The 25,738-nt window shown below is 48.0% G+C and carries 25 protein-coding genes; 3 read left to right on the top strand and 22 right to left on the bottom strand.

From position 1 onward, the window contains the following. Positions 1–90: 90 nt before the first annotated feature. Genes WFI24_RS07330 through WFI24_RS07315 form a run of 4 tightly spaced genes read right to left on the bottom strand, consistent with a single transcriptional unit; the run spans position 91 to position 2,890 of the window. Entirely contained in the window at positions 91–903 is an 813-nt protein-coding gene (locus WFI24_RS07330) for a phosphotransferase family protein (protein WP_336759733.1), read from the bottom strand. Between the two features lie 42 nt (positions 904–945). Then, the gene (locus WFI24_RS07325; RefSeq protein WP_336759732.1) at positions 946–1,536 is read right to left on the bottom strand and encodes a GNAT family N-acetyltransferase; all 591 of its coding nucleotides are present in this window, start codon (positions 1,534–1,536) and stop codon (positions 946–948) included. Positions 1,537–1,545: 9 nt separating this feature from the next. Further along, the gene (locus WFI24_RS07320) at positions 1,546–1,992 is read right to left on the bottom strand and encodes a RidA family protein (RefSeq protein ID WP_336759731.1); all 447 of its coding nucleotides are present in this window, start codon (positions 1,990–1,992) and stop codon (positions 1,546–1,548) included. A 19-nt stretch (positions 1,993–2,011) separates the two neighbouring features. Continuing rightward, positions 2,012–2,890 (bottom strand): AraC family transcriptional regulator, encoded by an 879-nt coding sequence (locus WFI24_RS07315; RefSeq protein ID WP_336759730.1) that lies wholly within the window; start codon positions 2,888–2,890, stop codon positions 2,012–2,014. Positions 2,891–3,017: 127 nt separating this feature from the next. Here WFI24_RS07315 and WFI24_RS07310 point away from each other — a divergent pair, with 127 nt between their 5' ends. Then, entirely contained in the window at positions 3,018–4,307 is a 1,290-nt protein-coding gene (locus tag WFI24_RS07310) for a Gfo/Idh/MocA family oxidoreductase (protein ID WP_336759729.1), read from the top strand. A 171-nt stretch (positions 4,308–4,478) separates the two neighbouring features. On the opposite strand, the gene WFI24_RS07305 is transcribed toward WFI24_RS07310, so the two are convergent. Beyond that, positions 4,479–4,823, bottom strand: a complete 345-nt coding sequence (locus WFI24_RS07305) for a hypothetical protein (RefSeq protein WP_336759728.1) — start codon at positions 4,821–4,823, stop codon at positions 4,479–4,481. Between the two features lie 124 nt (positions 4,824–4,947). Here WFI24_RS07305 and WFI24_RS07300 point away from each other — a divergent pair, with 124 nt between their 5' ends. After that, positions 4,948–5,370, top strand: coding sequence for a hypothetical protein (locus WFI24_RS07300; protein ID WP_336759727.1), 423 nt, complete (start codon positions 4,948–4,950; stop codon positions 5,368–5,370). Positions 5,371–5,570: 200 nt separating this feature from the next. On the opposite strand, the gene WFI24_RS07295 is transcribed toward WFI24_RS07300, so the two are convergent. The 13 genes from WFI24_RS07295 to WFI24_RS07235 all read right to left on the bottom strand — a co-directional run bounded on the left by WFI24_RS07295 (position 5,571) and on the right by WFI24_RS07235 (position 21,414). Further along, a complete protein-coding gene (locus tag WFI24_RS07295) occupies positions 5,571–8,744 on the bottom strand; it encodes a bifunctional cytochrome P450/NADPH--P450 reductase (RefSeq protein ID WP_336759726.1) in 3,174 nt (1,057 codons plus the stop codon). Positions 8,745–9,031: 287 nt separating this feature from the next. After that, positions 9,032–9,586 carry a glutathione peroxidase gene (locus WFI24_RS07290; protein WP_336759725.1) on the bottom strand — a complete coding sequence of 185 codons (555 nt, stop codon included), beginning with the start codon at positions 9,584–9,586 and terminating at the stop codon, positions 9,032–9,034. A gap of 215 nt (positions 9,587–9,801) precedes the next feature. Continuing rightward, positions 9,802–10,527 (bottom strand): LutC/YkgG family protein, encoded by a 726-nt coding sequence (locus WFI24_RS07285; RefSeq protein ID WP_336759724.1) that lies wholly within the window; start codon positions 10,525–10,527, stop codon positions 9,802–9,804. Then, the gene (locus WFI24_RS07280; RefSeq protein WP_336759723.1) at positions 10,517–12,037 is read right to left on the bottom strand and encodes a LutB/LldF family L-lactate oxidation iron-sulfur protein; all 1,521 of its coding nucleotides are present in this window, start codon (positions 12,035–12,037) and stop codon (positions 10,517–10,519) included. Before WFI24_RS07280 ends, WFI24_RS07285 begins: the two co-directional genes overlap by 11 nt. Continuing rightward, on the bottom strand, positions 12,034–12,762 hold the full coding sequence (locus WFI24_RS07275) for a (Fe-S)-binding protein (protein ID WP_336759722.1): 729 nt from the start codon (positions 12,760–12,762) through the stop codon (positions 12,034–12,036). Before WFI24_RS07275 ends, WFI24_RS07280 begins: the two co-directional genes overlap by 4 nt. Positions 12,763–12,850: 88 nt before the next feature. Beyond that, a complete protein-coding gene (locus WFI24_RS07270; protein ID WP_336759721.1) occupies positions 12,851–13,612 on the bottom strand; it encodes a DeoR/GlpR family DNA-binding transcription regulator in 762 nt (253 codons plus the stop codon). Between the two features lies 1 nt (position 13,613). Continuing rightward, on the bottom strand, positions 13,614–15,107 hold the full coding sequence (locus tag WFI24_RS07265) for a rhamnulokinase (protein ID WP_336759720.1): 1,494 nt from the start codon (positions 15,105–15,107) through the stop codon (positions 13,614–13,616). 235 nt (positions 15,108–15,342) lie between these two features. After that, a complete protein-coding gene (locus WFI24_RS07260; RefSeq protein WP_336759719.1) occupies positions 15,343–15,858 on the bottom strand; it encodes a DUF2500 domain-containing protein in 516 nt (171 codons plus the stop codon). A 110-nt stretch (positions 15,859–15,968) separates the two neighbouring features. Next, positions 15,969–17,771, bottom strand: coding sequence for an oligoendopeptidase F (pepF, locus tag WFI24_RS07255; RefSeq protein WP_336759718.1), 1,803 nt, complete (start codon positions 17,769–17,771; stop codon positions 15,969–15,971). Between the two features lie 366 nt (positions 17,772–18,137). Next, a complete protein-coding gene (locus WFI24_RS07250; RefSeq protein ID WP_336759717.1) occupies positions 18,138–18,497 on the bottom strand; it encodes a winged helix-turn-helix transcriptional regulator in 360 nt (119 codons plus the stop codon). A gap of 267 nt (positions 18,498–18,764) precedes the next feature. Then, positions 18,765–19,328, bottom strand: a complete 564-nt coding sequence (hxlB, locus tag WFI24_RS07245) for a 6-phospho-3-hexuloisomerase (RefSeq protein ID WP_047842632.1) — start codon at positions 19,326–19,328, stop codon at positions 18,765–18,767. 4 nt (positions 19,329–19,332) lie between these two features. Then, positions 19,333–19,965, bottom strand: a complete 633-nt coding sequence (gene hxlA, locus WFI24_RS07240; protein WP_336760255.1) for a 3-hexulose-6-phosphate synthase — start codon at positions 19,963–19,965, stop codon at positions 19,333–19,335. 366 nt (positions 19,966–20,331) lie between these two features. Continuing rightward, the gene (locus WFI24_RS07235) at positions 20,332–21,414 is read right to left on the bottom strand and encodes a lactonase family protein (RefSeq protein WP_310334641.1); all 1,083 of its coding nucleotides are present in this window, start codon (positions 21,412–21,414) and stop codon (positions 20,332–20,334) included. Positions 21,415–21,629: 215 nt separating this feature from the next. Here WFI24_RS07235 and WFI24_RS07230 point away from each other — a divergent pair, with 215 nt between their 5' ends. Then, entirely contained in the window at positions 21,630–22,559 is a 930-nt protein-coding gene (locus WFI24_RS07230) for an AEC family transporter (RefSeq protein ID WP_145318349.1), read from the top strand. Here WFI24_RS07230 and WFI24_RS07225 read toward each other — a convergent pair. The 4 genes from WFI24_RS07225 to WFI24_RS07210 form a co-directional block, all read right to left on the bottom strand. Continuing rightward, positions 22,537–23,127 carry a DUF2062 domain-containing protein gene (locus WFI24_RS07225; RefSeq protein ID WP_336759716.1) on the bottom strand — a complete coding sequence of 197 codons (591 nt, stop codon included), beginning with the start codon at positions 23,125–23,127 and terminating at the stop codon, positions 22,537–22,539. The two genes, WFI24_RS07230 and WFI24_RS07225, sit on opposite strands and share 23 nt — an antisense overlap. A 58-nt stretch (positions 23,128–23,185) precedes the next feature. Continuing rightward, a complete protein-coding gene (locus WFI24_RS07220; protein ID WP_336759715.1) occupies positions 23,186–23,644 on the bottom strand; it encodes an OsmC family protein in 459 nt (152 codons plus the stop codon). 19 nt (positions 23,645–23,663) lie between these two features. Beyond that, positions 23,664–24,431 (bottom strand): DeoR/GlpR family DNA-binding transcription regulator, encoded by a 768-nt coding sequence (locus tag WFI24_RS07215; protein ID WP_336759714.1) that lies wholly within the window; start codon positions 24,429–24,431, stop codon positions 23,664–23,666. Positions 24,432–24,569: 138 nt separating this feature from the next. Further along, on the bottom strand, positions 24,570–25,700 hold the full coding sequence (locus WFI24_RS07210; protein WP_336759713.1) for an NADH-dependent flavin oxidoreductase: 1,131 nt from the start codon (positions 25,698–25,700) through the stop codon (positions 24,570–24,572). Between the last annotated feature and the right edge of the window lie 38 nt (positions 25,701–25,738).

Raw genomic sequence — 25,738 nt, 5'->3', positions numbered from 1 at the left:
TCTACCCTTTCATATAAATGATTAGCTTCGTCTGTAGAAGTTGAACTAATCATTAACATGTGTCAGTCTAAATCATCTTTAATTTAACTTTTATAACAGACGAAGTCGTTCCTGAACAAACTTGAGCAACTGCTGCGCCTCTTGAGCAGGTAGATTTTCATCAAGACGCGCAGCAGCAACTGGCAGCATCCAGGATTCAATCGCTTCACGGGAAATCCCGGAAAGATGTATGTAGTGATGGATATAATGTTCGAGAATCAACTCACGAGCCTTTTCAAAACCCGTTCGAATAGCAGGCGGAGTATCTTCAGACATTGTACCGCTCATTAATATTACCCAGCTTCGAGCCACATCACCCGCAGGATCCCCAGACATTCCAGTCATCCAATCGATAACCCAGTATTGCTCGCCCGCCTCACTCAGCATCACGTTATCGGGGTGAAAATCGCCATGACAGATCTGCTGCCGATCAGGCAATGTTGTTAAGTAGGAAAGTATTCGTGCTTTATCATTCTCAGACAATAATTGGACATTGCGGATCGCTCCCGATAAAATCTGCTTCTGAGAGGGAAGTGTTGCTTCATCATCCCGCTCGCAATGAAGTTTGTAGTGGCAGTCAGCCATTTTGAATGAGAGCTGCTCGACTACTTCTAATTTCTGAATCATAAGTGACAACAGCGTGGTACCCTCAATTCGTTCAAAAACGATGCCTGCTCGCGATGTAGTATGTTCTATCAAGGATACTGCCTGCGGGACGGGTAGTCCTTTTTTGTATGCCAGCTCACTTATTCTAAATTCATTTTGAACCGCTTCGTGAGGAAAATCAATTCTGTATAATTTCATAATGAGGTCGTTCGAATACGCATAGATTTCCGCAGTTCTTCCTTGACCGATTTGCTCCATACCTGCCTCCGATCGTCATCTAATCCAAAAGTAGTTAACCCACTACTCAAACTCGCTTCCCCTGACTTTAGAGAAAACCATACAATCGACCAACGTGCCTGAACTGTCCCGGCGCATCTTGCGCAGTATACCTTCTAGCGTATATCCCGCTCGTTTAGCTACGTTGGCACTTCGCACATTACGGGCATCACAGCGGATCTCCAGCCGATTGGCCTCCAGATGAGTAATGGCGAATTGCTCTATCCCTTTCACCGCTTCCGTCATCAAACCCTCGCCAGCTCGTGATGTTCGAATCCAGTAACCGATCTCGAAACAGCGTGCATTCCAGTCGATCCGATGTAACCCGCTGCTGCCTACCAATTCATCCGTATGTCTGTCACGCAAATGTAGCATCAGGTCGGTACGTTCCAGGTATTTCAGTCTTGCTTGGCGAACAGTCACTTCAGACTCTTCCAATGAAGGGATCTTCTCGGCAAAAGGCAACCACAACCGCAGCTGCTCCGCACTCTCACGGACCGCTTCATTAACGGCCGCGCCGTCTCCCCACTGCGGTGCTCGAATCGTGAGGCGTTCCGTGTGGAAGCTCTCGGGAATCGTTAGCATTATGGGATTAAATGAAGATGAATCAGTCATATATACTATCTACTCCTCCACCTGAAATATGGAATCAATGATCAACGGCAGATTATCCCTCACAGATACGGCTCCGAATACCGAACGGGCGTGTATCCCCTGATCCCCGAATACCTCCATCATCAGATCCGAGAATCCGTTCAGCACTTTATGATGTTCCTGATATGAAGCCGATGCATTGATGAAGCCCTGCACTTTAACCACTCTCTTCACCCGATCCAGTGAACCCAGCACGTCTCGAACGACAGCGAGTACCTCCAGTCCGGCGTTCCGGGCAAAATCATATCCCTGTTCTGTTGTGAAGTCTGCTCCAACTTTACCGCGTTCGGAGGTATCAGGCCCTTTCCCGGATACATACATGATTCCATTAACAATAACGACATTGGCATATTTCGCTGCGGGGGCACTTGCCTCCGGCAAAATGATCCCCAATTCATTCAATCTCGCTTCTATCATCGTTTATTCTCCTCTTATTTTATCGTCTCATTGAACCGGTTTCCCTGGACTCCTGCCTGTAGGCTCTCGGTGATGCCTGAACAGTACGCTTGAACATCTTGCCAAAATGAGAGAAGTTACTGAATCCGGCAAGCCAGGCGATGTTCGTAATGGACTCCTCACTTTCCCGCAGCAAACGCTGTGCTTCCTTTACCCGTAACAGATTTAGATAGTCACTAAAGGTAAACCCCGTCGTTTGCTTGAACAACCGACTCAGATAATGCGGACTAATGCGAAACGCGTCCGCCACCTCCGGTAATGTCAGTGGTTTCTGATAGTTTTCATTCAGGTAACGCACAACTGCTTGTGTCTTGGGATGAAGAACCGGCTCACGATCATCGGAGCATAACCGGCCCAGATGTTGATTACGATAGGCATGCAGCAACAATTCAATAGCTCGATGACGCAGTAACAGATTGCTTCCAGGTTGGGGATGCAGCATTTCATCAACCATTTCGCTAACCATCCGTTCCAGAACCTCAGTGACTTGAGATGGAAACCTTACAATAGGAATCTCCCAGCAAAAGGGTTCCTTCAAGCCTTCAACTATCTCTGTTGAAATAGCCATGGCTGCAAAAAGCTCAGGCTTCATATAGAGTACCATCCGCTCATGGTCGGGCATGCCGCTCTCCAATGTCTTGTGAACCGTATTCCGGTCTACAAACACCAGATCGCCAGCCTTTACCCGATAGGTTCGGTCCTTGATGAAATAAATACGTTCACCGGACAACAGGTAATATAACTCATAATGATCATGCAGGTGGTCATCCGTCATCGAGAAATATCCGATACGTCGATCATATTCAATGTGCAGTAGGTCTGTGGGATCATGAAAATCCGCACGAAAAGGTTCAGTCATGTCTCCCTCTCTCCTTTCCATAAATTATAGCAAAATATGCGGCATTTGAAAGCGGTTACGCATAAAATGCGGCGAAAGAAGTACTCCCTTGTTATAGTCTAGACCTATATTCAAGGAGGCGATAGACATGAGTAACAAGAAACGTTATGTACTAGTTGGAACTGGCGGCCGCGCCGAATTTTTTTATGGTGCTTTGACCCGGGATTACAGGGATACATCCGAGCTTGTCGGCTTTTGTGATATAAATCAAGTCCGCATGAACTACGCGAATCAACTATTGAAGGAAAAGTACAATTATCCTGAGGTACCCACTTATCCTGCAGATCAGTTTGATCAGATGATTGAGAACGAGAAGCCTGACTATGTCATCGTAACGAGCGTTGACCGTACCCATCACAAGTATATCATTCGTGCGATGGAACTTGGATGTGATGTTGTCACCGAGAAACCGATGACCATCGATGAGGAGAAATGTCAGGACATCCTGGATGCCGTGAAGCGGACCGGGCAGAACGTAAGAGTTACCTTTAACTACCGTTATGCGCCCCACCATACCAAAATACGCGAGCTTATTCTGAATGATACCATCGGGAAAGTCACTTCCGTTCACTTCGAATGGCTGCTGAATACCCGCCACGGGGCAGATTATTTCCGCCGTTGGCATCGGGACAAGCGTAATAGCGGCGGACTGCTCGTGCACAAATCCACCCATCACTTCGACTTGGTGAATTTCTGGATCGGCTCGCAACCGGATACCGTGTTTGCATTTGGTGATCTGATGTATTACGGCAGAGAAAACGCAGAAGAACGCGGTGTAACGCAGTTCTACAACCGGGCAACCGGCAACCCGATCGCAAAGGATGATCCTTTTGCACTGCATCTGGATTCGGATGCTCATATGAAGTCCATGTATCTGGATGCCGAATCGGAAGATGGTTATCAGCGGGATCAGAGCGTATTTGGGGATGGCATTAACATTGAGGATACGATGGGTGTTCTTGTGAAGTATCGGAACAAAGCCATTCTGACGTACTCCCTCGTTGCCTACCAGCCATGGGAAGGTTACCGCATTGCCATTAATGGCACCAAAGGTCGGATTGAGATGAATATCGTGGAACAATCCTATGTCAATTCATTGGGTGACAAAAGTAAGGAAGGTGCATTGATCGGCAAAACGTTGCGGGTTCTCCCGATGTTCGATGCGCCATATGAGGTTGAAGTGGAAGAGAAAGCAGGTGGACATGGCGGAGGTGACCCGGTTCTTCTGAATGATCTGTTTGGAGAGCCTGTAGAAGATCCGTTCCATCGTGCTGCTAACCACGTGGACGGTGCCAGATCCATTCTGACCGGTATTGCGGCCAATCGCGCCATTGCCACAGGTTTGCCTGTCAACGTCAATAACCTGGTTCGCTTCTAGGTCTCACACGTCGTTAACCATATATGCCAAAAAGCGCAAGTTGCGAAGGCTTACTGCCCTGCACTTGCGCTTTTACATCTCAATATATTCTGTTGCTGGTATAAGTAAGATCATGGCCAATTGGATTGGAGAAGAACCCTCTCCCTCGTTACAGAGGAGATGACTTTCCTTTTACACCTTTCGTTTCCAAGCCGGGTGACGATAAAATTCAATGGTATCAATATAATTTACCGTGAACTGCTGTTCCACATCCGACAGGTTCAACAGCTTGCGGTCGATTTGCTTCATCCCCATGACCACATCGTGCCTTAGCAGATCCATCGCTATTTTTCCTACAAACCCACCTTCCATCTCCTTGTGCTTGGCACGAAACTCTTCATTGTAGATCAGGTCAGGTGTGAATGCCGCTTCGACGAATGCATTAACGAGCGTAAGCTCACTACCCTCGACCTGCACCGCCATATAATAATTACCACGCTCATCCTTAATGAGGTCTTTATACATTTCTACGATCATTTGGATCACTCCCCTATTATCAAATAAAACCCTGTTAGCCGTAACGAACATGGGCTATCAAACGTACACCTTCCGACCCCGTTCCTTCATATACTAGGTACAAATGGCGAACGGAGGAATACTTATGAGCTGGCAGCATCTCCATACTGGAAAAACACTTCAGCAGCGTCTGGCAGAACTCCAGGGGCATCTTGCAGAACTGAATACTCCACTCTCCGGGTTGGAGCCGGGACGCATTCGTCGTGTCTATTCAAGGCAGTTTATCAAAGTAAACCGTCAATTATTCATTCCACTCAGTCTGAATTCCATTCGGGTGTTCGATATTCCTCGAACACGGCGAGGCATCCGAGTGGGAATCCGCACGACGTTTCCTTCCTGGAATGCATTTAACAATATCAGACTTGTAGGCGTGGGACTGGATTATCTTGAACTCCAGGGAAAAGGCAGAGTCCCTTCCCGTATTCTATTTCCTCTCTCCAGCGTCGAGTCGATCTATCGGCCAACCGTCCGAAGAAAGAGCCTGAAACGTCCGTGTACCCTGAAGTAAAGCTGATTCATAATAACAAGCGTTGCACGGGTTCCCCAATGTCTGCCTACGGGTGCTCCCTTCCAATTTATAATTATAACTCATACTCCCACTCATCTGCTGAAGAATCAGTTTATGGCAAAAAGCGGTGAGAACAGAACTGCTTCTGTGTCTCACCGCTTAGCCAGTTAGGGATCACTATGATCCTTCACTTGTTTACATTAGATGCCTGTCCATACATCCTTGGCATAACGACCTTGCTGCTGAAGCTGATACAGCCAATCCTCTGCTTCCTTCGCGGACTTGCCATGAATATCAGCGTATGCATGCTGGAGTGTGGCTTCCACATCGGGTGCCATCTTGCTGCCATCACCGCAGATATACAGATGCGCACCCTCTTCAAGCAAAGGAATCAGATGACGGGCATCGTCTCTCATCAGATGCTGTACATAACATTTCTCCTCCCCGTCTACACGGGAGAAGGCCGTATGAAGCTTCACAAGCCCTTCTTGCTGGGCTGCTTCCAGTTCATTTTTGTACAGATAATCATGTTCAGGATTCCGGCACCCAAAGTACAGATGCGCTTCACCAAGCTCTTGACCCTGCTGCTTCAATACATGTCTCGCCTGCAAGAAACCTCGGAATGGGGCCACACCTGTACCCGGACCTACCATGATGACGGGAACCTGTGCATCCTCCGGCAATTGGAACCCCGACTCTGGTGTCCGGGTGAACATGACAATCTCATCGCCCGACTTCAGATTGGCCAGATAGTTCGACGCAATACCTTTGTATTCTCCCTGCCCACTCCATGCCGGGGCACGCACAACACTCACCGTAATACTCACTTGATCGGGCTGAACACGCGGTGAACTGGAGATCGAATAATATCTGGCTTTCAGTGAAGGCAGTAATTCAAGGAAACGCTCAAACGGCAGTTCACATGCCTCATATTTCACCAGATAATCCAGCATGGAAATCCGTTTGTTCCGCACTTCATCCATATACACAGATTCATCAAGCAGCGCTTCAAGTTCCTTCTTATGCGGTGGACATACTGTGTATGCTGCCATTTCTCTCAGTTGCGCACGAGTTGCCGCCTCCTGAAGCTCAACGCTATGACTAAGCAGGTCATACAGGTTAACTGGTTGATGCAATGGTAGATGTGCGGCACTCCGACCGGATGCATCCAGAACCAGATGCTCTGTTCCGGTAAACCCGTATCGACGAAGTACACGCTCTACAAGTTCCGGTGGATTCTGTGGCAGAATACCCAGATGATCACCTTCCTTGTAGGTTATGCCTTCAGGCAGTTTGATCTCCAGGTGACGTGTACTGCGTTCACTGCCCGCGTCGTGAAGCTCTCTGTTCTCCAGTACTTCCGCTACATGTGCATCATACGTATCTGCAAGCGGGGTCACGGCGAGTCCGCTGACAAATTGTACAGATAATGAGCTGCGTTCGCTATTGGAGCTGGTGTTCAGTTTCAGCCCCATCGTTCGTGCGAGATCCGGCCATAGTTGCTCCGTCCAATCCCCCACCTGTTTCTCAAAATCACCGCTGGCATCTGACTCACCCAGCGGCGATAACCGCTCTGCTCCTCTGGAAGATAACTGTTCATCTATTAAACGCGGAATACGCTGATAGGTGCTGGCCCAGTTGTGGTCACCGCATCCGAGAACAGCGAAACGCACACCTTTGAATTCATTGGCATCCGCATGTTCAATCCACTCGACGAACATCTTGGCATTACTTGGCGGCTGACCGTTATAAGATGCGCTGACAATAATAACGGCACCATCCTTCGGCAGTTTGCCCACGCGATCATCCAGCGCAGCAACCTCACTGCGGAAACCCTGATATCTGGCGGTATCGGCAATTTCACGCGCAATGCCTTCCGCTGTACCCAGATTGGAACCGTACAGAACTAGCATCGGTGTGTGGTGGGCATTCGCTGCATCTGGCTCTGTTCTTTTGGCAACTGGAGTCGGTTCTTCGACCGCTACTCCCGGAACGGCCATAACCGGTTGCCCCCCACGAGCACGTACGCGAATCGTAAAGTTATCCGGTTTGAGCGTCAGGGTTTCTTTCACCTTTAATTGATAATCCGCATGATCTATGAAGTCAAAATGTTTGAGCACCATGCCCAGCACCAGCGTTGCTTCCTGAAGTGCAAATTGCTGACCAATACATGCCCGTTGACCATTACCGAACGGCTTGTAGGCATCATGCGGCACTTTGCTCGGGTCTTCGAAACGTTCCGGTCGGAATGCTTCCACATCATCTCCCCACGCTGCACGATCCCGATGAAGCTTGGGAATAAGTACACTGACGCTGTCACCCTTCTGCAAAGGATATTGACCCGCAAGCACTGTATCTTCCTTGGCATACAGAGAAAAGGCCGGAGCTGTAGGCCATAACCGTAGTGCTTCGTTTAAAACCATACGAACGTACTTCAGATTGCGGACCTGATTGTACGTTGGTACCGGATCTTTCAGAACCTGATCCACTTCAGCTTGGGCTTTAGCCAGTGTATCGGGATTCTTCATCAGATAATAGATGGCGAAGGATAACAGACCACTTGTGGTCTCATGTCCAGCTATCAGGAATGTAATAATCTGATAGCGGATGTTCTCATCATCCAGTGTTTCTCCTGTCTCCGGGTCCTTGCCACTGAGCATGTGGGACAACAGATCGTCTGCCCCTTCCTGCGGTTTCTCTTTGCGCTCGGCAATGATGTGATCCACCAACGAGAACATCGAACGAATATCCTGTTCAAACTGTTTCTTTTTGGTGATCATCAGCTTGTCTTGCAGACGCAGGCGCTGCAATGAACTCATGGATTCATCCAACGCACGAACCATGCTCGTAATGAATGGATGTGGTTCTTCCCGATAGAAGCTGTTAAACCGGTAGTTGAACCCACACAGGCCAATCGTGTCGAGCGTAAGACGTGTCATATCATCCGGAACGTTAACTGTCTCATCCGGGTTCAATCGTGACCATTTCTGAACCAGCTGTACAGCCAGGTCAATCATTTTGTTGTGGTATCCCTGCATGGCACGTTGACTGAAACTTGGCAGCAGTACATTATGCGCTTTTTTCCAATTCGGCTCATCGGTCCAACTCGTAAATAGTCCATCTCCTGCAAATGCACGTACCTTCGCAAGGGGTGCCCACACACGTTTGTCGAATTTGGATTCATCCGTTACCTCGGCAACCAGTTCGTGACCCGAAATATACAATTCACTTCGCCCAGGGTACTCCATTCGAAAGATCGGTCCATATTCCTCAGCAAGTTTCACCAGAGATTGTACGGGCTCATCAAAGTTCAATTGCGGCAAATTGCCCAGCGGACCAAATGTTTTCGGTTGAGGCACTGAAATTGGTGACATGACACTCACTCCTTCTTTCCAAGTTAAAAGTTAACAACTAAAAAAATAATGACGTGATTACACTTACACTTCAGATCAACAGACTTGAGTTATTTTTTGCACATTTTCACATTTCATCCAGATAACCATAAAATCCTCAAAAGAACTGACTGACCGAAATGGTATATTGGTCATTTTTGATTAAAAAAAATGTATTCATTCGTTATCTTCTTTTACCCTAACATTTCCAGTTCCAATCTTCAACAGTCCCAAAGTCATAGGACTTCAGGACAGTAATTGCAGCATACCTAGGAATTCTTCAACAGATTGTGAATAGCTGACTCCATCTCTGATGGGGCAACTGTCGTTTCAAAGCGGCCATGGACGTCTCCCCTACGGTCGATCAGGAATTTGGTGAAATTCCATTTGATGCCGTCTCCTTGGTACAATTCTGGATGCTTTTCCTTAACAAAGGTGTCCATCCACTGTCCTTCTTGCGTGTCCAGATCATAACCATGAAATGGCGCTTCTTCAATCAGATAACGAAACAACGGATGCATCGACTGCCCAACGACCTCAACCTTCTCCAGGATAGGAAAGGATATCTGAAACTGTTTCCTGCAATACTCGACTATTTCATTGCTACTGCCTGATTCTTTGTCGTTAAACTGGTTGCAAGGAAAGGCCAGAATCTCCAGCCCCTGATCACCATATTTCTCATACATCTGCTGAAGTTCATTGAATTGGCGGGAGTAGCTACACTGACTTGCTGTATTCACAATAAGAAGGACTTTCCCTTTTAAATCTGAAAAATCACCCTTGTGCCCATCCATAAACGGAACTTGGTAAGAAAATATACTCATCTGTATTCATCCTCCTCTTTCTCTTTTGTATCTCATATGAATTCTCTCTTGAGATGGATTATACACTGCTATCATTAATAGGTGAAATATATAATTAATATAATTTTAATAGTTTTTAACTATAATAGATAAAATAAAAAACTGCCCTCAGCATTCAAATACTGCATCTTGGACAGTTATCAAAATCATGATGCGCCATCACGCTCAACACACCGTTAACCCATAATTAAACCATATACAATGCCTGGTCCGTGTACGCCAATAGTTAAGTCATTTTCTATATCAGAAGAGCGGCTTGGCCCTGAAATAAAGTGGATGCCTGCCGGAAGATTCTCTCTTCCCGCTTCGTCAAATCGATCCAGCGTCTCACCCAGTCTGGTGTACAGTCGGTCCACTGGAATAATGATGATGAGTACCGTAGGCAGTAGACTAACTGACCGTCCCTTTTCTGGTGAAGAAAGTACAGTGACGGATCCAGTGTATGCTGTAGCGTAATCCGCCATGACCACACCGATATCAGCCTCGGCTGCACGCGCCTTCCAGTTCTCATCTGCTTGACTATTCCAGACTGAGATCTGTACATCCGGAAGCTGCTCTTCCAAACCGAGATCCTTTAGCGCCTGTTCATTTTGGCGAATGATATATTTGGCACTCAACTCATGAGATTTGTTGGCGATGAAATGAGATACTTCATCCATGTTCTGAACCCGGGCAATATGGGCACCTACACTCACAAAGTTATCGGTAAATGCTTGAACACGTTTCTCTTCATCCCATTCCAGTTCAGTCCAAAAGTCGGGTGCTCCCCGAAAGGGTTGGGTCGGCGCATGACGTTGCCTTGGTCTTCTCAATTTCGAAGCAATATCATTCATGAACTGCTCCTGTTTCTCAATGGACTTCTTCTCCAATTCCGCAAGCCATTGCTGATGTTCAGTGACCATGCTTATCCCCCGTTTCCTCCTCTCGTTCACGAATAATCTGCTCCATGCGGTTGCGGACGGAAGAATCCATGGCTTGATGCTCTTGGTTCAATTCCTGATCCAGCTTGTTCCATTGCTGCCGGAAGGATTTCTTGGCGAGACTTGGGGCAACCCGATAATTGTTCCAGCCTTTAAGTGGACCCAGCTTGAGTGAAATGCCGTTGTTGCGTACAACTGCCTTCTGCCCGATCTGTCCGAGACGTATGGCCGCACTGAAACGTTTGGAATTGGATACAACAGCGGCAAATCCCTTCATGCCCATACTTTCCATTTTGTTTCCATGGCCGTCTTCCACTTTACGCCTACGTAAATAAACAAGCATATCATGCAGTGGAATTTTAACAGGACATGCTTCATAACAGGCTCCACACAGACTCGAAGCACCCGCAATGTCATTCCATTCATCAATGTTGCCATTGAGTGCAGGCGTCAGTACCGCACCAATGGGACCACTGTATGTTCCGCCGTAGGCATGACCTCCAATATGACGATATACTGGGCAAGCATTCAGACAGGCACCGCAGCGGATACAATTCAGCAATTCTTGGAATTCGGGATCACCGAGCTGTAAGGATCGACCGTTGTCCACGATAATAATGTGCATTTCATCCGGCCCATCTCCATCCGCTGTGCGGCGAGGACCTGTGATGCCTGACATGTACATCGTTAATTTCTGACCAGTTGCGGAGCGCGGCAATAAGGTTGCCATAACCTCCAGATCCGTCCACGACGGAATAATCCGCTCCATACCCATCAGTGTAATCTGCGTTTTCGGAACAGTGGATACCATACGGGCATTGCCTTCATTTTCGAACAAGATCATAGAACCCGTCTCTGCAATCGCAAAATTACAACCCGTCATGCCAATATCCGCTTCGAGGAACTTCTCGCGCAGCTTTTTGCGTACAAATCCGGCAAGTACCGTCGTGTCCGGCTCCAGAATCTCGCCTGCTTCCTTCGATAACAGTTCTGCGATCTGGTAGCGGTTCTTATGAATCGCTGGAATGACAATATGAGAAGGAGCTTCACCTGCCAGCTGAATGATATATTCACCCAGATCGGTCTCAATGGCTTCAATGCCTGCCGACTCCAGCACATGATTCAGATGTACTTCTTCCGATACCATTGATTTGGATTTCACCACCGTAGAAGCTTGTTTGTGCGCCGCAATATCCAGCGCAATCGCCGCTGCTTCCACCGAGGTATCTGCAAAATGAATATGAACCCCATTCGCACGAGCATTATTCACAAACTCATTCAGATAATAATCAAGATACGCAATGGTATGCAGACGAATCTGACGTCCACGCTCCCGCCATTCATCCCAGTTTCCATGTTCTTCTGAGGCAGACTTCTTCCCGTTACGCAATCGTTCTGTCGTGAATTTGACCGCTTTACGCAGAAAATCATCATTCAAGGCCAGTCCGGCACGTTCTTTGACCGTCGTATCCATGACTCCCGGTTGGCTCATCCTGTTCGCACCCCCTCATACAGTAGTTCCGCCAGATGCATCACACGCACCGGTTCATTCCGATAACGCAGATTACCTGCGATATTCATCAGACAGGCCATATCCAGCCCAACCAGTACTTCGGCTTGTGTCTCTTTGACATGATCGACTTTTTCCGTAACCATCGCTCCTGAAATATCGGACATTTTGATGGCAAAAGTACCCCCGAACCCGCAGCAATCTTCAGCGAATGGAAGTGGAACCAATTCCAGTCCCCTAACCTGAGAGAGCAGCGCCATCGGCTCATCCTTCACACCAAGCAGACGGCTGCCATGGCAGGATGGATGATAGGTTACTTTGTGCGGAAAATGTGCGCCCAGATCGGTAATCCCGAGTACCTGAACGAGGAATTGAGTGAATTCATAGGCTTTGGCTTCCAGTCGTTTTGCCTTCTCCAACCATACCGGTTCATCTGCGAACAGTTCGGGATAATGATGAATCATATACGTACACGATCCCGAAGGACAGACCACAAAATCACTGTCGTCGAACGCTTCCAGAATCGTCTTGGCTGCTACCCGAGTCTCATCCCAGTACCCGCTATTGTAGGAAGGCTGACCGCAGCAGGTCTGAACCCGCGGGAAATCCAGCCGAACGCCATGAGCGGCGAGCAATCTGACCATGGCCTCCCCAACTCGGGGATAGATGGCATCGCTGAGGCAGGTAATGAATAAGGAGACCTTCATAATTACACGCTCCTATTAACTGATTAGTAGATGAATTGACTAAAGAATATTTGATTTAGTTCAATTTATATAGATAAAATCTGAAAGATTAAACCGTGATGATACCAATATCGTATCCGCTCAAACGGTCTGTCTGTTCAGCCTCCAATGGCTGATCGGTAACGATCGTATGGACCGCATTTAACTCGGATACCCGTGCAAAGGCACGAACGCCAAATTTACTGGCATCTGCAAGTAAGATGACCTGATCGGCTATGCCAACCATCTTCTGCTTCAGCCTTGCCTGGAGTTCATTGGATTCGCTGATTCCGCCGCCTTCGAGATGTACACCTTTACAAGACAAGAACAATTTATCCACATGATACATCTCTAGCGAACGCTCCGCGAGCGGCCCGACAAAAGACAACGAGCGAGATGCCAGTTGGCCCCCTGTTGAGATGACCTCAATCTTGTCACGGCTGCTGAGTTCCGTAGCTACTTGAATGGAATTGGTTAATACCGTCAGCGGAAAATCCGGCATGTTCGCTGCCATATAGCCTGCTGTTGTGCTCGCATCCAACAGAATGCGATCACCCGGATTAATCATCGCCAGAGCCGCTTGTGCAATCCTTTTCTTCTCTTCCGCATGGGTTGTCTCCCTGATCCGGTAAGGGATCTCCGGCTGATCTTCCTTCACACTCACTGCACCACCGTGAGAACGACGCAATCGTCCTGCCTGTTCCAGCCGATCCAGATCCCGCCTGATGGTTTCCTCCGTCACCCGGCAGCGTTCACTAAGCTCGGATACACGCATACTGCCTTTTACATTCACCATCTCCACAATCCGGTCATATCGCTCGGCTGCCAGCATGTTACACCTCACTCCCCGCTTGTGAATTAGCTGAAGCCGTCACACGCAGAAATCTGCCGTAAGCCTCTTCCCAGATTGACCTGTCCTGCGGCTCATAAGCCGTTACCGTAAATGAATCTCGAATGGCCTTACGTGCCTCCCATATATCTTTAAAAACTCCGCTCGCTATCCATTGCACAGCCATATTTCCGATGGCACTTCCCTCTGCCGGACCTGCCCATACCGGTTCGCCAATGGAATTGGCAGTCCACTGACATAACAGGCGGTTCTGGATGCCTCCACCGACCATATGCAATCCGTTGAACGTCTGACCCGACAATTGCTCCGTCCATTCCAAGACTCTTCTGTACTTCAATGCCAAACTCTCCAGAATTGCCCGGGCAATAGCCCCCTGATCTTCTGGTACCACTTGCCCTGTAGCACGACAATACTGCCGTATACGCGTCGTCATATCTCCGGCTGCCATAAACAGTTCATCATCCGGATCAAACACACTGGCAAATGGAGATGCCTGTTCCACCTTTGCCAATAACGCATCGTAGCTAATTCCCTGGCCCTGACGGTCCCACTCCCGCATGCTTTCCTGCAAAATCCACAGGCCCATAATGTTCTTCAGCAGACGGAATGTTCTGCCCGCCCCGCCTTCATTCGTGAAATTCAAGGCCAGACTCTGGCTACTTATCGCAGGATGATCTATTTCCGTACCCATCAGGGACCAGGTTCCACAGCTCAGATAAGCAAATGAACGTTCCGTTGCAGGAACAGCCACAACGGCTGAACCCGTGTCATGTTCTGCAACAGCAATTACCGGGATAGGAGAAAGCCCCAGATCATTACAGATACTGCTGCGCAACTGTCCAACACGGGTACCTGGCAGCACGGCTTCACCAAACAGTTTCTCCGAAATGCGAATATGAGCCAGCAATTCACTATCCCACTGCCCTGCCGATGGATTGTATAATTGCGTTGTCGTTGCATTAGTGAACTCATTCACCGCTTCCCCTGTCAGGAAATAACGAAGCAAATCCGGAATCATGAGAAAACGCTCTGCTTCATGAAGAAGCGGAGAACCGGAGCGTTGAAGCGTTGCTAATTGATACAGGGTATTGAAGCTAAGAAATTGAATGCCTGTACGTTCGAAGATTCGCTGAGAGGTCAGCTCTTGGCGTACCTGATCCATCATGCCGTTAAACTGTGTGTCACGGTAATGATACGGGTTACCCAGCAACTCACCATTACTGCCGAGCAGACCAAAATCTACGCCCCAGGAATCAATTCCCAAGCTTTCCGGCTCTTCGCCCTGCTGTTTTACAAGCGTAAGCCCTTGCAACAATTCATGATGCAATCGCAGAATATCCCAGTGCATCCGCTCGCCAACTTTCACCGGTTCATTCTTGAACCGATGAATTTCACTCGTTTCGATACCTCGATCATTCAGATGTCCCAATAGCGCTCTCCCGCTCCCAGCGCCCAAATCATAAGCCAGCACACTCACCGCGCTTCACCAACCTTTCGAACCAATCCTATTTTCCAAACGGTATCTCTTGATTCAGTCCGTAACCCTGCACTTTATTCTGTATTTATTGTTTGTTTGTTTTTGTTTAATACTGTTTAACTTTATTTTACGAGTATATCACCATTGTAAGCGTTTGAATACCCTCCGATTTTTCTTTCTTTTCTGCATACCAAAAACGACTCTCTCCCACTTGGGAGGAGCCGCAGCTCTTTTTTTACGTATAAAACTGGCCTTTGCTTACCCCCGACTGGGGCTGTACATCTCTCTCAAAATGCTTGAAGCGTGTCCCCTGATAGGTCAGCATCCCTCGATCATTTTCCACCAGCATGCCATAATGGTTTCGCCCAACAATTAGTTCAATGCGCTCCCCATTGTCGAATTCAAATGTAGCATAATACCGGGTAGTCGCCCTGCTATCGCCGCTTCCGCCTGAGACTTCCGTTCGTTTGGCCACCACCGTTGAGTGCAGGGTTAACAAGGCCGCCGCGTTATTTGACAACCCTGAGCGTATGCCTGAAATAATAACAAAAACAATAACTCCCGCAATGATGAGAAATATGGCGCCAATGAAAATCGAAGCAAATGCATTCATTGCAGCAAACTCATTGATTCCCGAAAAAAAACCACCCTGATTGCCCTCAAAACCCGGTACTCCATTCATGTCATCAAAAACACCGAAACCATCCACGCTTATTCGGCCGATCGATGAGGACACGCTCGTTAACGCCATTCATCATCGTTCCTTTCCCCTTGCAAAAATAAGATGCACCGCCCCCACGCAAGGAAGGCGGTGCATGCAGACAACCCGTTCTGCCTTGTCCGTATACTATATGAACCAGATCAGGAATACAGACGTTCAAGTTCGTCGACCAGACTGCCGACATAAGCAACCGCAGAGCGAATCGGCTCAGGTCCGGACATATCCACACCCGCAAGCTTCATTAACTCCTGCGGCGTGAGACTTCCACCAGCTTTGAGTGCATCAAGCCAGCGATCTACCGCAGGCTGTCCTTCTTCCCGAATCTGCTGTGCTGCCGCTGTGGAAGCTGTCAGACCTGCCGCATAGGTATATGGATATAGTCCCATATAATAATGAGGTTGTCTCATCCACGTAAGCTTGGCCCCTTCATCAATAACCAGATCAGGTCCCCAGAATTCGGAGAGGATGTCACCTTTGAGCTGACTTAGCGTCTTCGCCGTAATTGGCTCATCCCTTGTAGCGAGAGCGTATACTCTGCGCTGCAATTCACCTTCCAGCAGATGTGTAACAAAGTTATGATAGTACGTATTCAATAGTTGCAAAATGACCCAACGACGCATTCTCGGATTATCGGAACGCTTCAATAGATGATCTGCAAGCAGCATTTCATTCATCGTCGATGGTGCCTCAATGAAATAAAGAGATGGGCGTGTATTCGTGAGTCGTTGGTAACGACCCGCGAGCATGAAATGCCCTGCATGTCCCACTTCATGGGCAAGCGTAAAGGCTCCGCGCATGTTGTTCGCCCATGAAATCAGGATATAGGAGTGCGAACCATATATGGAAGAACAAAACGCTCCTGTGGATTTGCCTGCGTTATCTGCGTAATCCACCCAGCGATCACGAAATGCGCGCTCTACGATCTCGCCATACTCCGGACCGAGCACATCCAGTGCCTCGCGAATGAGCGTACATGCCTCATCATATGTAATGGCAGGGCTAAATTCAGGATCAAGCGGCGCCTTCAGATCACAGAACATCAGCTTGTCCAAGCCCAGTTCACGTTTCTTGAGAGCAGCCAGTCTGCGCATATGAGGTGCAAGTTCCTGCTGGATAATATCGAGCACATTATTGTACATCTCTTTGCTCACTTGCTGTGGGCTGAGAAGCATATCTGTAACATCGTCGTAACCACGCAGCCTGGATAGAACAACCTGCTTCTTCACTTCGGTTGCATAACCTTCTGCGAACGTATTTTTGTACTCATTCAATGTGGAGCTGAATGCAGCATAAGCAGAACGGCGCAGCTTTGTGTCAGACGACATCTCATAATTATTTTCATAGAACGACCAGGACAGTGGACGATTATTGTCCTCTCCATCGAGAGCATCGTCAAACGTCATGTCTGCCAGTTTACCGCGCAGATAGATACGGTATGGTGAATCCAGCACCTCTCCGAGTGAGGCGAGTACCTTCTCGGTCTCCGGTGTGAGCCGATGTGCTTTTTCTCGAATCAAACGCTCCAAACTTCGCGCATATGGTTCCAGATCCGGAAGCTCTTGAATATAACGCTCTACAGTTCCATCCGGAAGTTCGACGATCTCTGAATTTATAAAAGACAAGGACGACGACAGATTTGATAGGATATCTCCTGCTTTGGCAGAGTTCTCTATATTCACCGGGTTGGTGCTGTCCTCTGACTGCTTCAGGCGGGCATAAGAAGCCGTCTTGCCAATCCGCTCCTGCAAAGCTTCACGCGCATCCAGACAAGCCAGCAATTGTCCAGCGCCTTCGCCCAAACGTCCTTTGAACGTTTCAATCTCGGCAGCAGCCTCAGGAAGTGATCGAAGCTCCTGCTCCCACTCTACATCGGTTGTAAACAAGTCTCTCAGATCCCAAGTCGTTTCCTGATTTACCTCAGCACGTGTACGTATTTTTTCCATCTTTTGTTGTCATCCTCCTTGCATTTCCAATATCTCTCATCGTATCATATTCCGCTCATCTATACATGACATCTGCCAAAATAAGACTTTTGATTCAGGAGAGTATAGATTGGACTAAAGATTATTCACACTTACCACTCCGATGACAGAACAACCTTCCGATCGCTGTTATCCCCAGATTTTTTGATTCCCTTTTTCAAAGGTGAAAATCCGGTGATAAAGGCGAACGCTCCGCTTCTTCAAGCTATTTCTGTCCTCTACGTTTCGTATAAACTTTTGCTCATGTGACCATGGTTTGAAAGTAACTAAAAAACGCCGGTGATGGAAAACCCCCATACACCGAGCGATTAATTGAATATAACTTATTTAGCTTTCTTTCCAGATTACATTTTTACCATAGTTTTTACCCCAGTTATACATCGCATGCAGGACCGGCATCAGGCTCTGGCCGTGATCCGTTAACGTATATTCCACCCGAGGAGGTACTTCTGCATACACCTTGCGCTCAATCAGTTTGTCTTCCTCCAGCTCACGTAGCTGGTTGGTCAGCATCTTCTGGGTAATATGAGGGATTAGGCGTTTCAGCTCACTGAATCGTTTGGTGCCTTCCAGACCCAAATGCCACAAAATAATCAGTTTCCATTTGCCCCCGATCACCGCAAGAGTCAATTCCTTCTCACAGTTGATTTCTTTCAGATTAATCCGTTCCTTCACTTCGGATGCCATGGCTCCGAGCCCCCTCATCTTCAATCTTATATCGGTATCATACGCATGTTACGGGGACACTCCATAAGAAGTTAACTATCCGCTCCATACATGATGTAATAAGTGCATTCATTCGATACAGCTTTCTATTAATTCTACTACAGCCCGCACGGGATGCAAAGCTTAAGTGGAAATCACGAATAAAACCTATATATAAGAATGACTGTTCATCGCAGAAAAAGACCGAAACCCTTCACAATCAAAGGATTTCGGTCTTGCATCTATTCACTATTCCAGGTTTGCGTGGCGGCCAAACATATCCGCTCCGGTCATACCCTTCATTTCCATCATGGTAAGGATGAGAGCATCCATGCCGATTAACAGTCCTTGTTCGAACAACGAGCCCATCGGCTGAATGGTTACTGCCGCCCCGGAAGTTGCTGTGTCCTCTTTGGCTGAAGCCGGGAGACGCACTACCGTAGTCGCCAATTTGCCAATCGTGGACTCTGGCTTAATTGTAATGAGACCTACAGGTGCACCAGCTTGACTAGCCTTTTGAGCCATGGCTACCAGACTGCCTGTCTCTCCTGAGCCAGAGCACAGCAAGAGGAAATCCTTCGAGCTGATCCCAGGTGTTACGGTCTCGCCCACCACATATACACGAAGCCCCATCTGCATCAGTCTCATGGCAAAAGCCTTTCCCATAAGTCCTGACCGGCCTGCTCCTGCTACAAAAATCTGTTCTGCAGCCAGAATATGTTCAGCCATTGCTTGCATCTCTGCATCATCGATCTGGCTTAACGTGCGTTCCAGCTCCTTCAAGATGTCAGCTGCGTATTGTGTTTTGCTCATCCGCTTACCCTTGTTTAACGAGACGTTGCATTTCAGCTGCAACTGCCGCTTTGTCTGCTTGTCCTGTGATACCGCCGCCTACAATAACCAGATCCGGTTGTGCTTTGATCACTTCTGGCAATGTTTCCAGCTTGATTCCACCAGCGACAGCCGTTTTAGCGTTTTTCACAGCTGCTTTGATCGTTTGCAGATCTTCGAATGGGCTTTGTCCTTCAGCTTGCAGGTCATAACCTGTGTGTACACAGATGTAATCTACGCCAAGCGAATCAATTTCACGAGCACGCTGTTCAAGGTTAGGCACGTTGATCATGTCTACAAGAACTTGTTTGTTTTGTTTCTTCGCTTCTGCTACTGCACCTTTGATTGTACTGTCATTGGTTGCCCCAAGCACAGTGATCAGATCCGCACCAGCCTCAGCAGCTTTCATGATTTCATAACCACCAGCGTCCATAATTTTGAGGTCTGCAAGAACTTGCAGATTAGGGAAGGCTTCTTTCATTGCTTTTACCGCGTGCAGACCTTCATTAATAACGATTGGTGTACCAATCTCAACGATATCAATATATTGTTCAACCTCTTTAACCAGTGCGATACCTTCAGGGATGTTTACCAAGTCGAGTGCCAATTGCAATTTCATCATTTATTTCTCCTTTGTTGTTCAAGTATGAGTCGTTCCTGTAAAAATATAATCAGATATTTAGCCTGCACCAATTCTTCTGTTCAGATGCATGCAGTGTTTGTTTTGGCTACTCATTCATTGTAGACCCTGACTATCCATTCAGGAAGTACGCACTTTGAAGTGGGGTAGTTACTTGGGCGAAACTAATGAAACCAATTGGTTGTTATATGATTTTTTTTAGGCGAAACCCTTCATTTGAATCGAATTTGCATACTAAAAAGTCCTAATCATCTCATTGGATATTCAAATAAATAGACCCCGCCATATAGGCAGGGTCCTTTCTAATTTTCAATCCAGCCAGAGCTGGTTTTAGCATTTATAATCTTACAGATATACAGGTTTCACGCATACCGGCTTGGATACACCTGTGCTGTGACCTGTGTATTTCAGACGCCCGCTTTCCTGATCCACTGTGAATGTCACGAGGTTATTCGTATCGCGGTTGGCTGCAATCAGCAGTTTGCCATTAGGTGTCAGAGCAAAATGACGTGGGTGCTCACCTTCAGCAGATACATGCTCAACCAGTGTCAGATGACCTTTGTCTGCGTCTACTGCAAATACAACGATGCTATCATGTCCACGGTTAGAACCATATACATAACGTCCATCATTGGAAACTGTGATCTCGGCTGTTGTATTCTCTTTGCCATCATAACCATCAGGCAATGTCGATACCGTGGACAATTCAGTCAACGTGCCCGCTGCTGCATCATATTGGAACGAAGTAATCGAAGAATCCACTTCATTGATGACATAAGCGAATTGACCATTCGGGTGGAACGCCAAGTGACGTGGGCCAGCTCCCGGATGCGTTTTGGTTTCACTGTGCAGCACAAGTTCATTTTTGTCTGCATCAATGGAATAGATCGCGATGTTATCCGCGCCCAGATCCTGTACCATCATGTATTTGCCATCTGGACTGAAGAATGCGGAGTGCACATGTGGCTTGTCCTGACGTTCAGGATGCGCACCTTGGCCTTCATGTTTCTTCTCGTCCAGAAGCGCTCCAACTTCACCGTTATCCGTCAAGGCTTGCAATCCTACCAGACCACCGTGGTAGCTGGACAGGATCAAGTATTTGCCGGAAGGGTCACGCTGGATATGACATGGTGGAGCTGAAATGGAGTTATTCCGGTTCAGCAACGTTAATTTTCCTGTAGAAGGATCAATGCTCAGAGCTACCGCTTCAGACATTTTGTTGCCTTCAGCTGACGCTGTTTCACCAATCGCATACAGTTTGTTACCCTCAGCATCCACGTTGACAAACGTTGGGTTTTTCACACCCGCGATGCCGTCAAGCTTGGACAAGCTGCCTGTATCCTCATTCAATTCATATGCATAAATGCCCTCATTTTCCGCTTCGGCATATGAGCCGGCCAGTACGAGCAAGCGTTTTGATTCACTCATTACAGTTTCCTCCTCTATGTGTATGTAATCTTGTTGCACCTCTTCTATAATAAATCTGCCATATCAAAATAGCAATCCGCTGTCGCTGCACATCCGTGAAATCATCCGTTAAGCAACGCGGCTGACTACACACAATCATACTGAAATCCATTCATATGAAGTGCATCTTCTGCTATGATAAGATAGGTTTTTCATCCAGAAGGGACTGAATTGCATTGCTTCACTCATTTTTACTCACGTTATACCATGTATTCCTGCCGATATCACTTCCCGTGATCGGAGGTATTCTGTTAAAACGCTTCAAGAATTGGGATACCCGGTCGCTCTCGACCTTTTCCCTTTATATTTTGAGCCCTGCGCTCATCTTCAATACATTGCTGCACGCAGAGATTACCTGGACGGACGTCACCAGCACGTTCTGGTTCTCTATCATTAATCTGATTGCCCTGTGGGCACTTGCCGAGCTGTTAAGCCGGATTTTTCGTCTGGGTGCAAGCGAAAAAGCGGGCCTCACCCTCGTCTCCACGTTTACGAACTGCGTGAATTACGGGCTCCCGCTTGTACTGCTAGCCTTTGGTCAGCTTGGACTGGACAAGGCTTCCGTCTACGTTATTGGACAGATGATCATTGTCAATACGGTAGGTATCTTTTTTGCAGCGCGATCTGAATTCACGGTAAAAGATGCAATTCTGTCCGTTTTCCGCATGCCATCCATCTATGCTGCCGGTATCGCCATTGCGCTGCGCGCATCCAATCTGAGCTTGCCTGACGCGCTGGATGGAGGTATCTCCATGCTGGCTACAGGCTATTCCCCTGTCGTTCTCGCTATTCTGGGAGCACAGATGCTCAGACCAAAAGGTGCTACTGCGCCTTGGCTACCCAATGTACGCCGGGCATTTTGGACCGGGCTTGTGGTCCGTCTCGCAGCTGCACCGATCCTCTCTTGGCTGATTCTGACCGCGCTTCAGGTCGAAGGCACGTTGTTCAGTGTGCTGCTGATCCTCGCATCGATGCCAACCGCAGTGAACGCCGTTATTTTGGCTGAACAGTTCAATGCTTCTCCGCAGTTTGTATCTCGCTGTATTCTGTGGACCACCGCTGCATCCATGTTGATGCTGCCCATTATGATTGTGATGGCTTCCTGATTAATACCGGAGGTGATACCGAAGCGATATCCGCTTGTCGGCGTTTCTCCAGCCGGCGTTCATAACGCCGGTTGAGCGCTCTGACGTAGAAGAATTTCACGATAAAGTACGAAATTACACCCAGAATGATACCGAACACGGACATGCCTGCCAGGATATCCAGTCCACCAAGCAACAATTCGCTCACTGCCGACCAGTTCCCGCGAAACAGCTCCATGAATGCACTCTCGTGTACCAATCCCTGTCCCATGCTGTGAGCAGGCAGAATCCAGGAACCAATCTGCTTGGCGAGTGGCATCAGAAGGATAGGCAAAAACGTAAGTTTCCCGATCACATTACCAACAATCGCTGCAGGCATCGAACCCCCAGACAGTCGCACAATCGGGTAGAATATGAGATATATCAGGGATGCGGTCGAGATCACGATTAGTTCCAGTCCGAACCCTATGGCAAATCCGGTAGATACTTTATGGGCACCTCCGGGAGCACGTAACAATTTGAGGAAATTCAGCTTCATAGCACGTGTTAAACGTATCCATCGGTTGATCTTGCGCTTCTGTGTGTTCATGCCGAATTTCTCCTTATTTTACACGAATGACGACTTGCGTCGCCTATTCTTAAGTATATCACACTGCATTGGCTCCTGTAGTTACAACGACTGGCTGTGTTTCGATCGCAACATTGCCTGCCACCGCTCGGGAGATCATACAGGATGACTCAGCCTTGTGCGCTAAGCGCTCGGCTTTGACCAGATCTGCATCAGAAGCATCTGTGCTAAGCACAATCCGGGGTCTATGTACGATCCGTTCGTACGTAAACACGTTATTCGTAACATCTACCGTTGCTTCCGACTCCAGCGTCAGCTCATCTGGCTTAATATCTGAACGCTCCAGCATTGCTGCCAACGTGATCAAGTAACAGGTAGAGGCTGCACCCAGTAGCATCTCATCGGGGTTGGTTCCCGTACCAGGTCCGCCCATCTCCTGCGGAATCGATATGACCGTTTTTAATCCACCTGCATCAATGGTTCCCTCACTGTTACGTCCACCATTCCATACCGCTTTCAGATGAAAAGGATGTTTCATGACATTCATTCCTTTCTATTTACACACGTATACACGTAATATTCTGCTCAGTTAGTGCACTTACTTGCTCTTCGTCTAAGCCTTGATCCGTAATCACTTTCCCCACACTGCTCATCTCAGCAACTCTCGTAAAAGCCTGTATGTTAAACTTGCTGGAATCTGCAAGTAAAATGACCTTATCCGCAATTTGGATCATCTTCTGCTTCACCAAGGCCTGTAATTCATTGGATTCACTAATGCCTTTGGTCAGATGCACCCCTTTGCAAGACAAAAATACTTTATCGACATGGTAAGCATCCAGCGAACGTTCCGCCAGCGGCCCTACAAAAGACAGGGACTTCGAAGCCAGTTGCCCACCTGTGGCAATCACGCGAATCTGCTCCTTGTTGCTCAGCTCTGCGGCCACCTTAATCGAGTTGGTTAATACCGTCAGTGGAATGTTTGGCAATCCTGCAGCCATATACCAAGCCGTTGTACTTGCATCGAGGGCGATCCGGTCGCCAGATTCCACCATTTTCACCGCTTCGCCTGCAATCCTGCGCTTCTCTTCTGCATGGGCTATAGCCCGTTCCGGATACGGAATCTCCGACTGTAACTCATCCTTATATTTTACGCTGACCGCCCCGCCATGGGACCGTCTGAGCCTACCCGCCTGTTCGAGCTTGTCCAGATCACGACGAATCGTCTCTTCTGTCACCCCGCAGCGCTCACTAAGTTCGGTCACACGCATGCTGCCTTGCGTATCCACCCATTCCACTATTTTCTCATACCGTTCAGCAACGAGCATATTCCTTCACTCCAAACCGTTGATTATCCAGTTGATCCTGTTCATCCCATCATACCACAGTGCGATCACCAGGAGAATTTGGACCACGTGCAAAAAGAGGGAGCTCTCGCCCCCTCCATTCCAGTCCTGAAGTGTATCTTATTTATCTTCTGCCATAGGGAACCAGCCCGGTGTGTGGATGATTGCATTCCACAGCCCGTCAGGGATAACCAGACGCTCCTGATCCGATTTGGTCAGAATCGTCTCGATATCTTCTTCCCGTCCGCTCTCGATTTTCTCAACCCAATCCGGTTCGATAATCAGCTCACGTCCAATGGCAAGCAGTGGTACTCCCGTTTGGAGCGCCTCAGCGGCCTGATCAGCCGTATGAATCGAACCTACACCGATAATAGGCAATTTGCCGTTCACACGATCGAGGATGAATTCCATTCTTGAACGTGTATCTGCTTCGCCACGTCTTGGTTTGGACCAGAATTCGTTCAGAGAAACGTGCAGGTAATCCAGATTTTTATCTTTCAGTGCATCCACCAGTGCATACGTATCTTCCATCGTGAGTCCCGGTGTTTCCGGTTCTTCCGGGGAGAAGCGGTAACCAATGATGAATGGCAATTTCGTATGCTCGGCAACCACTTTCTGAATCTCATCCACTACAGCAAGTGGGAATGCCAGACGTTTCTCTACACTTCCGCCCCAACGGTCTTCACGTCGGTTAGAATGCGGGGAGAAGAATTGCTGGATCAGATAACCGTTAGCACCGTGAATCTCAACACCATCAAATCCAGCTTCGATTGCGCGACGTGTCGCTTCACCAAAGTCTTTGATAATGGAAGTAATCTCGGCATCAGTCAACTCTCTTGGTTCAGAAGATCCCGGACGCTCACTCGCAACCGCACTAGGAGCAACTACTTGACCCGCGGGTACGGCTTGTTCAGGCGTCAGACGGCCTGCATGGAATATTTGCAATATGGCTACAGAGCCCTGCTGTTTAATCGTATCAGCCAATCGTTTCAGACCGGGAATGAAGCTGTCATTATATACGCCGAACTGAGCCGGGAAACCAATGCCATGCTCTGTTACATGCCCTACAGCCGTAATCGACATGCCAGCACCACCGGTGCGACGTGCATAATAAGCAAGTTCAGCGTCGGATATGGTACCATCAGCATTTGAGGACATATGAGTCATGGGAGCGAGCACGATACGGTTTTTCAATGTAATGCCAGTCGGTAGTGAAACTTGTTCAAACATCTGGTTAAACTTTGGATTCATTCGTGGTTCCCTCCTGGTAATAAATATCTCTTTTAATA

It is taken from the genome of Paenibacillus sp. USHLN196, assembly GCF_037144955.1.
In the GTDB taxonomy this organism is placed as follows: Bacteria; Bacillota; Bacilli; order Paenibacillales; family Paenibacillaceae; genus Paenibacillus; species Paenibacillus xylanexedens_C.
This window is presented reverse-complemented; position numbering and strand designations above follow the sequence as displayed.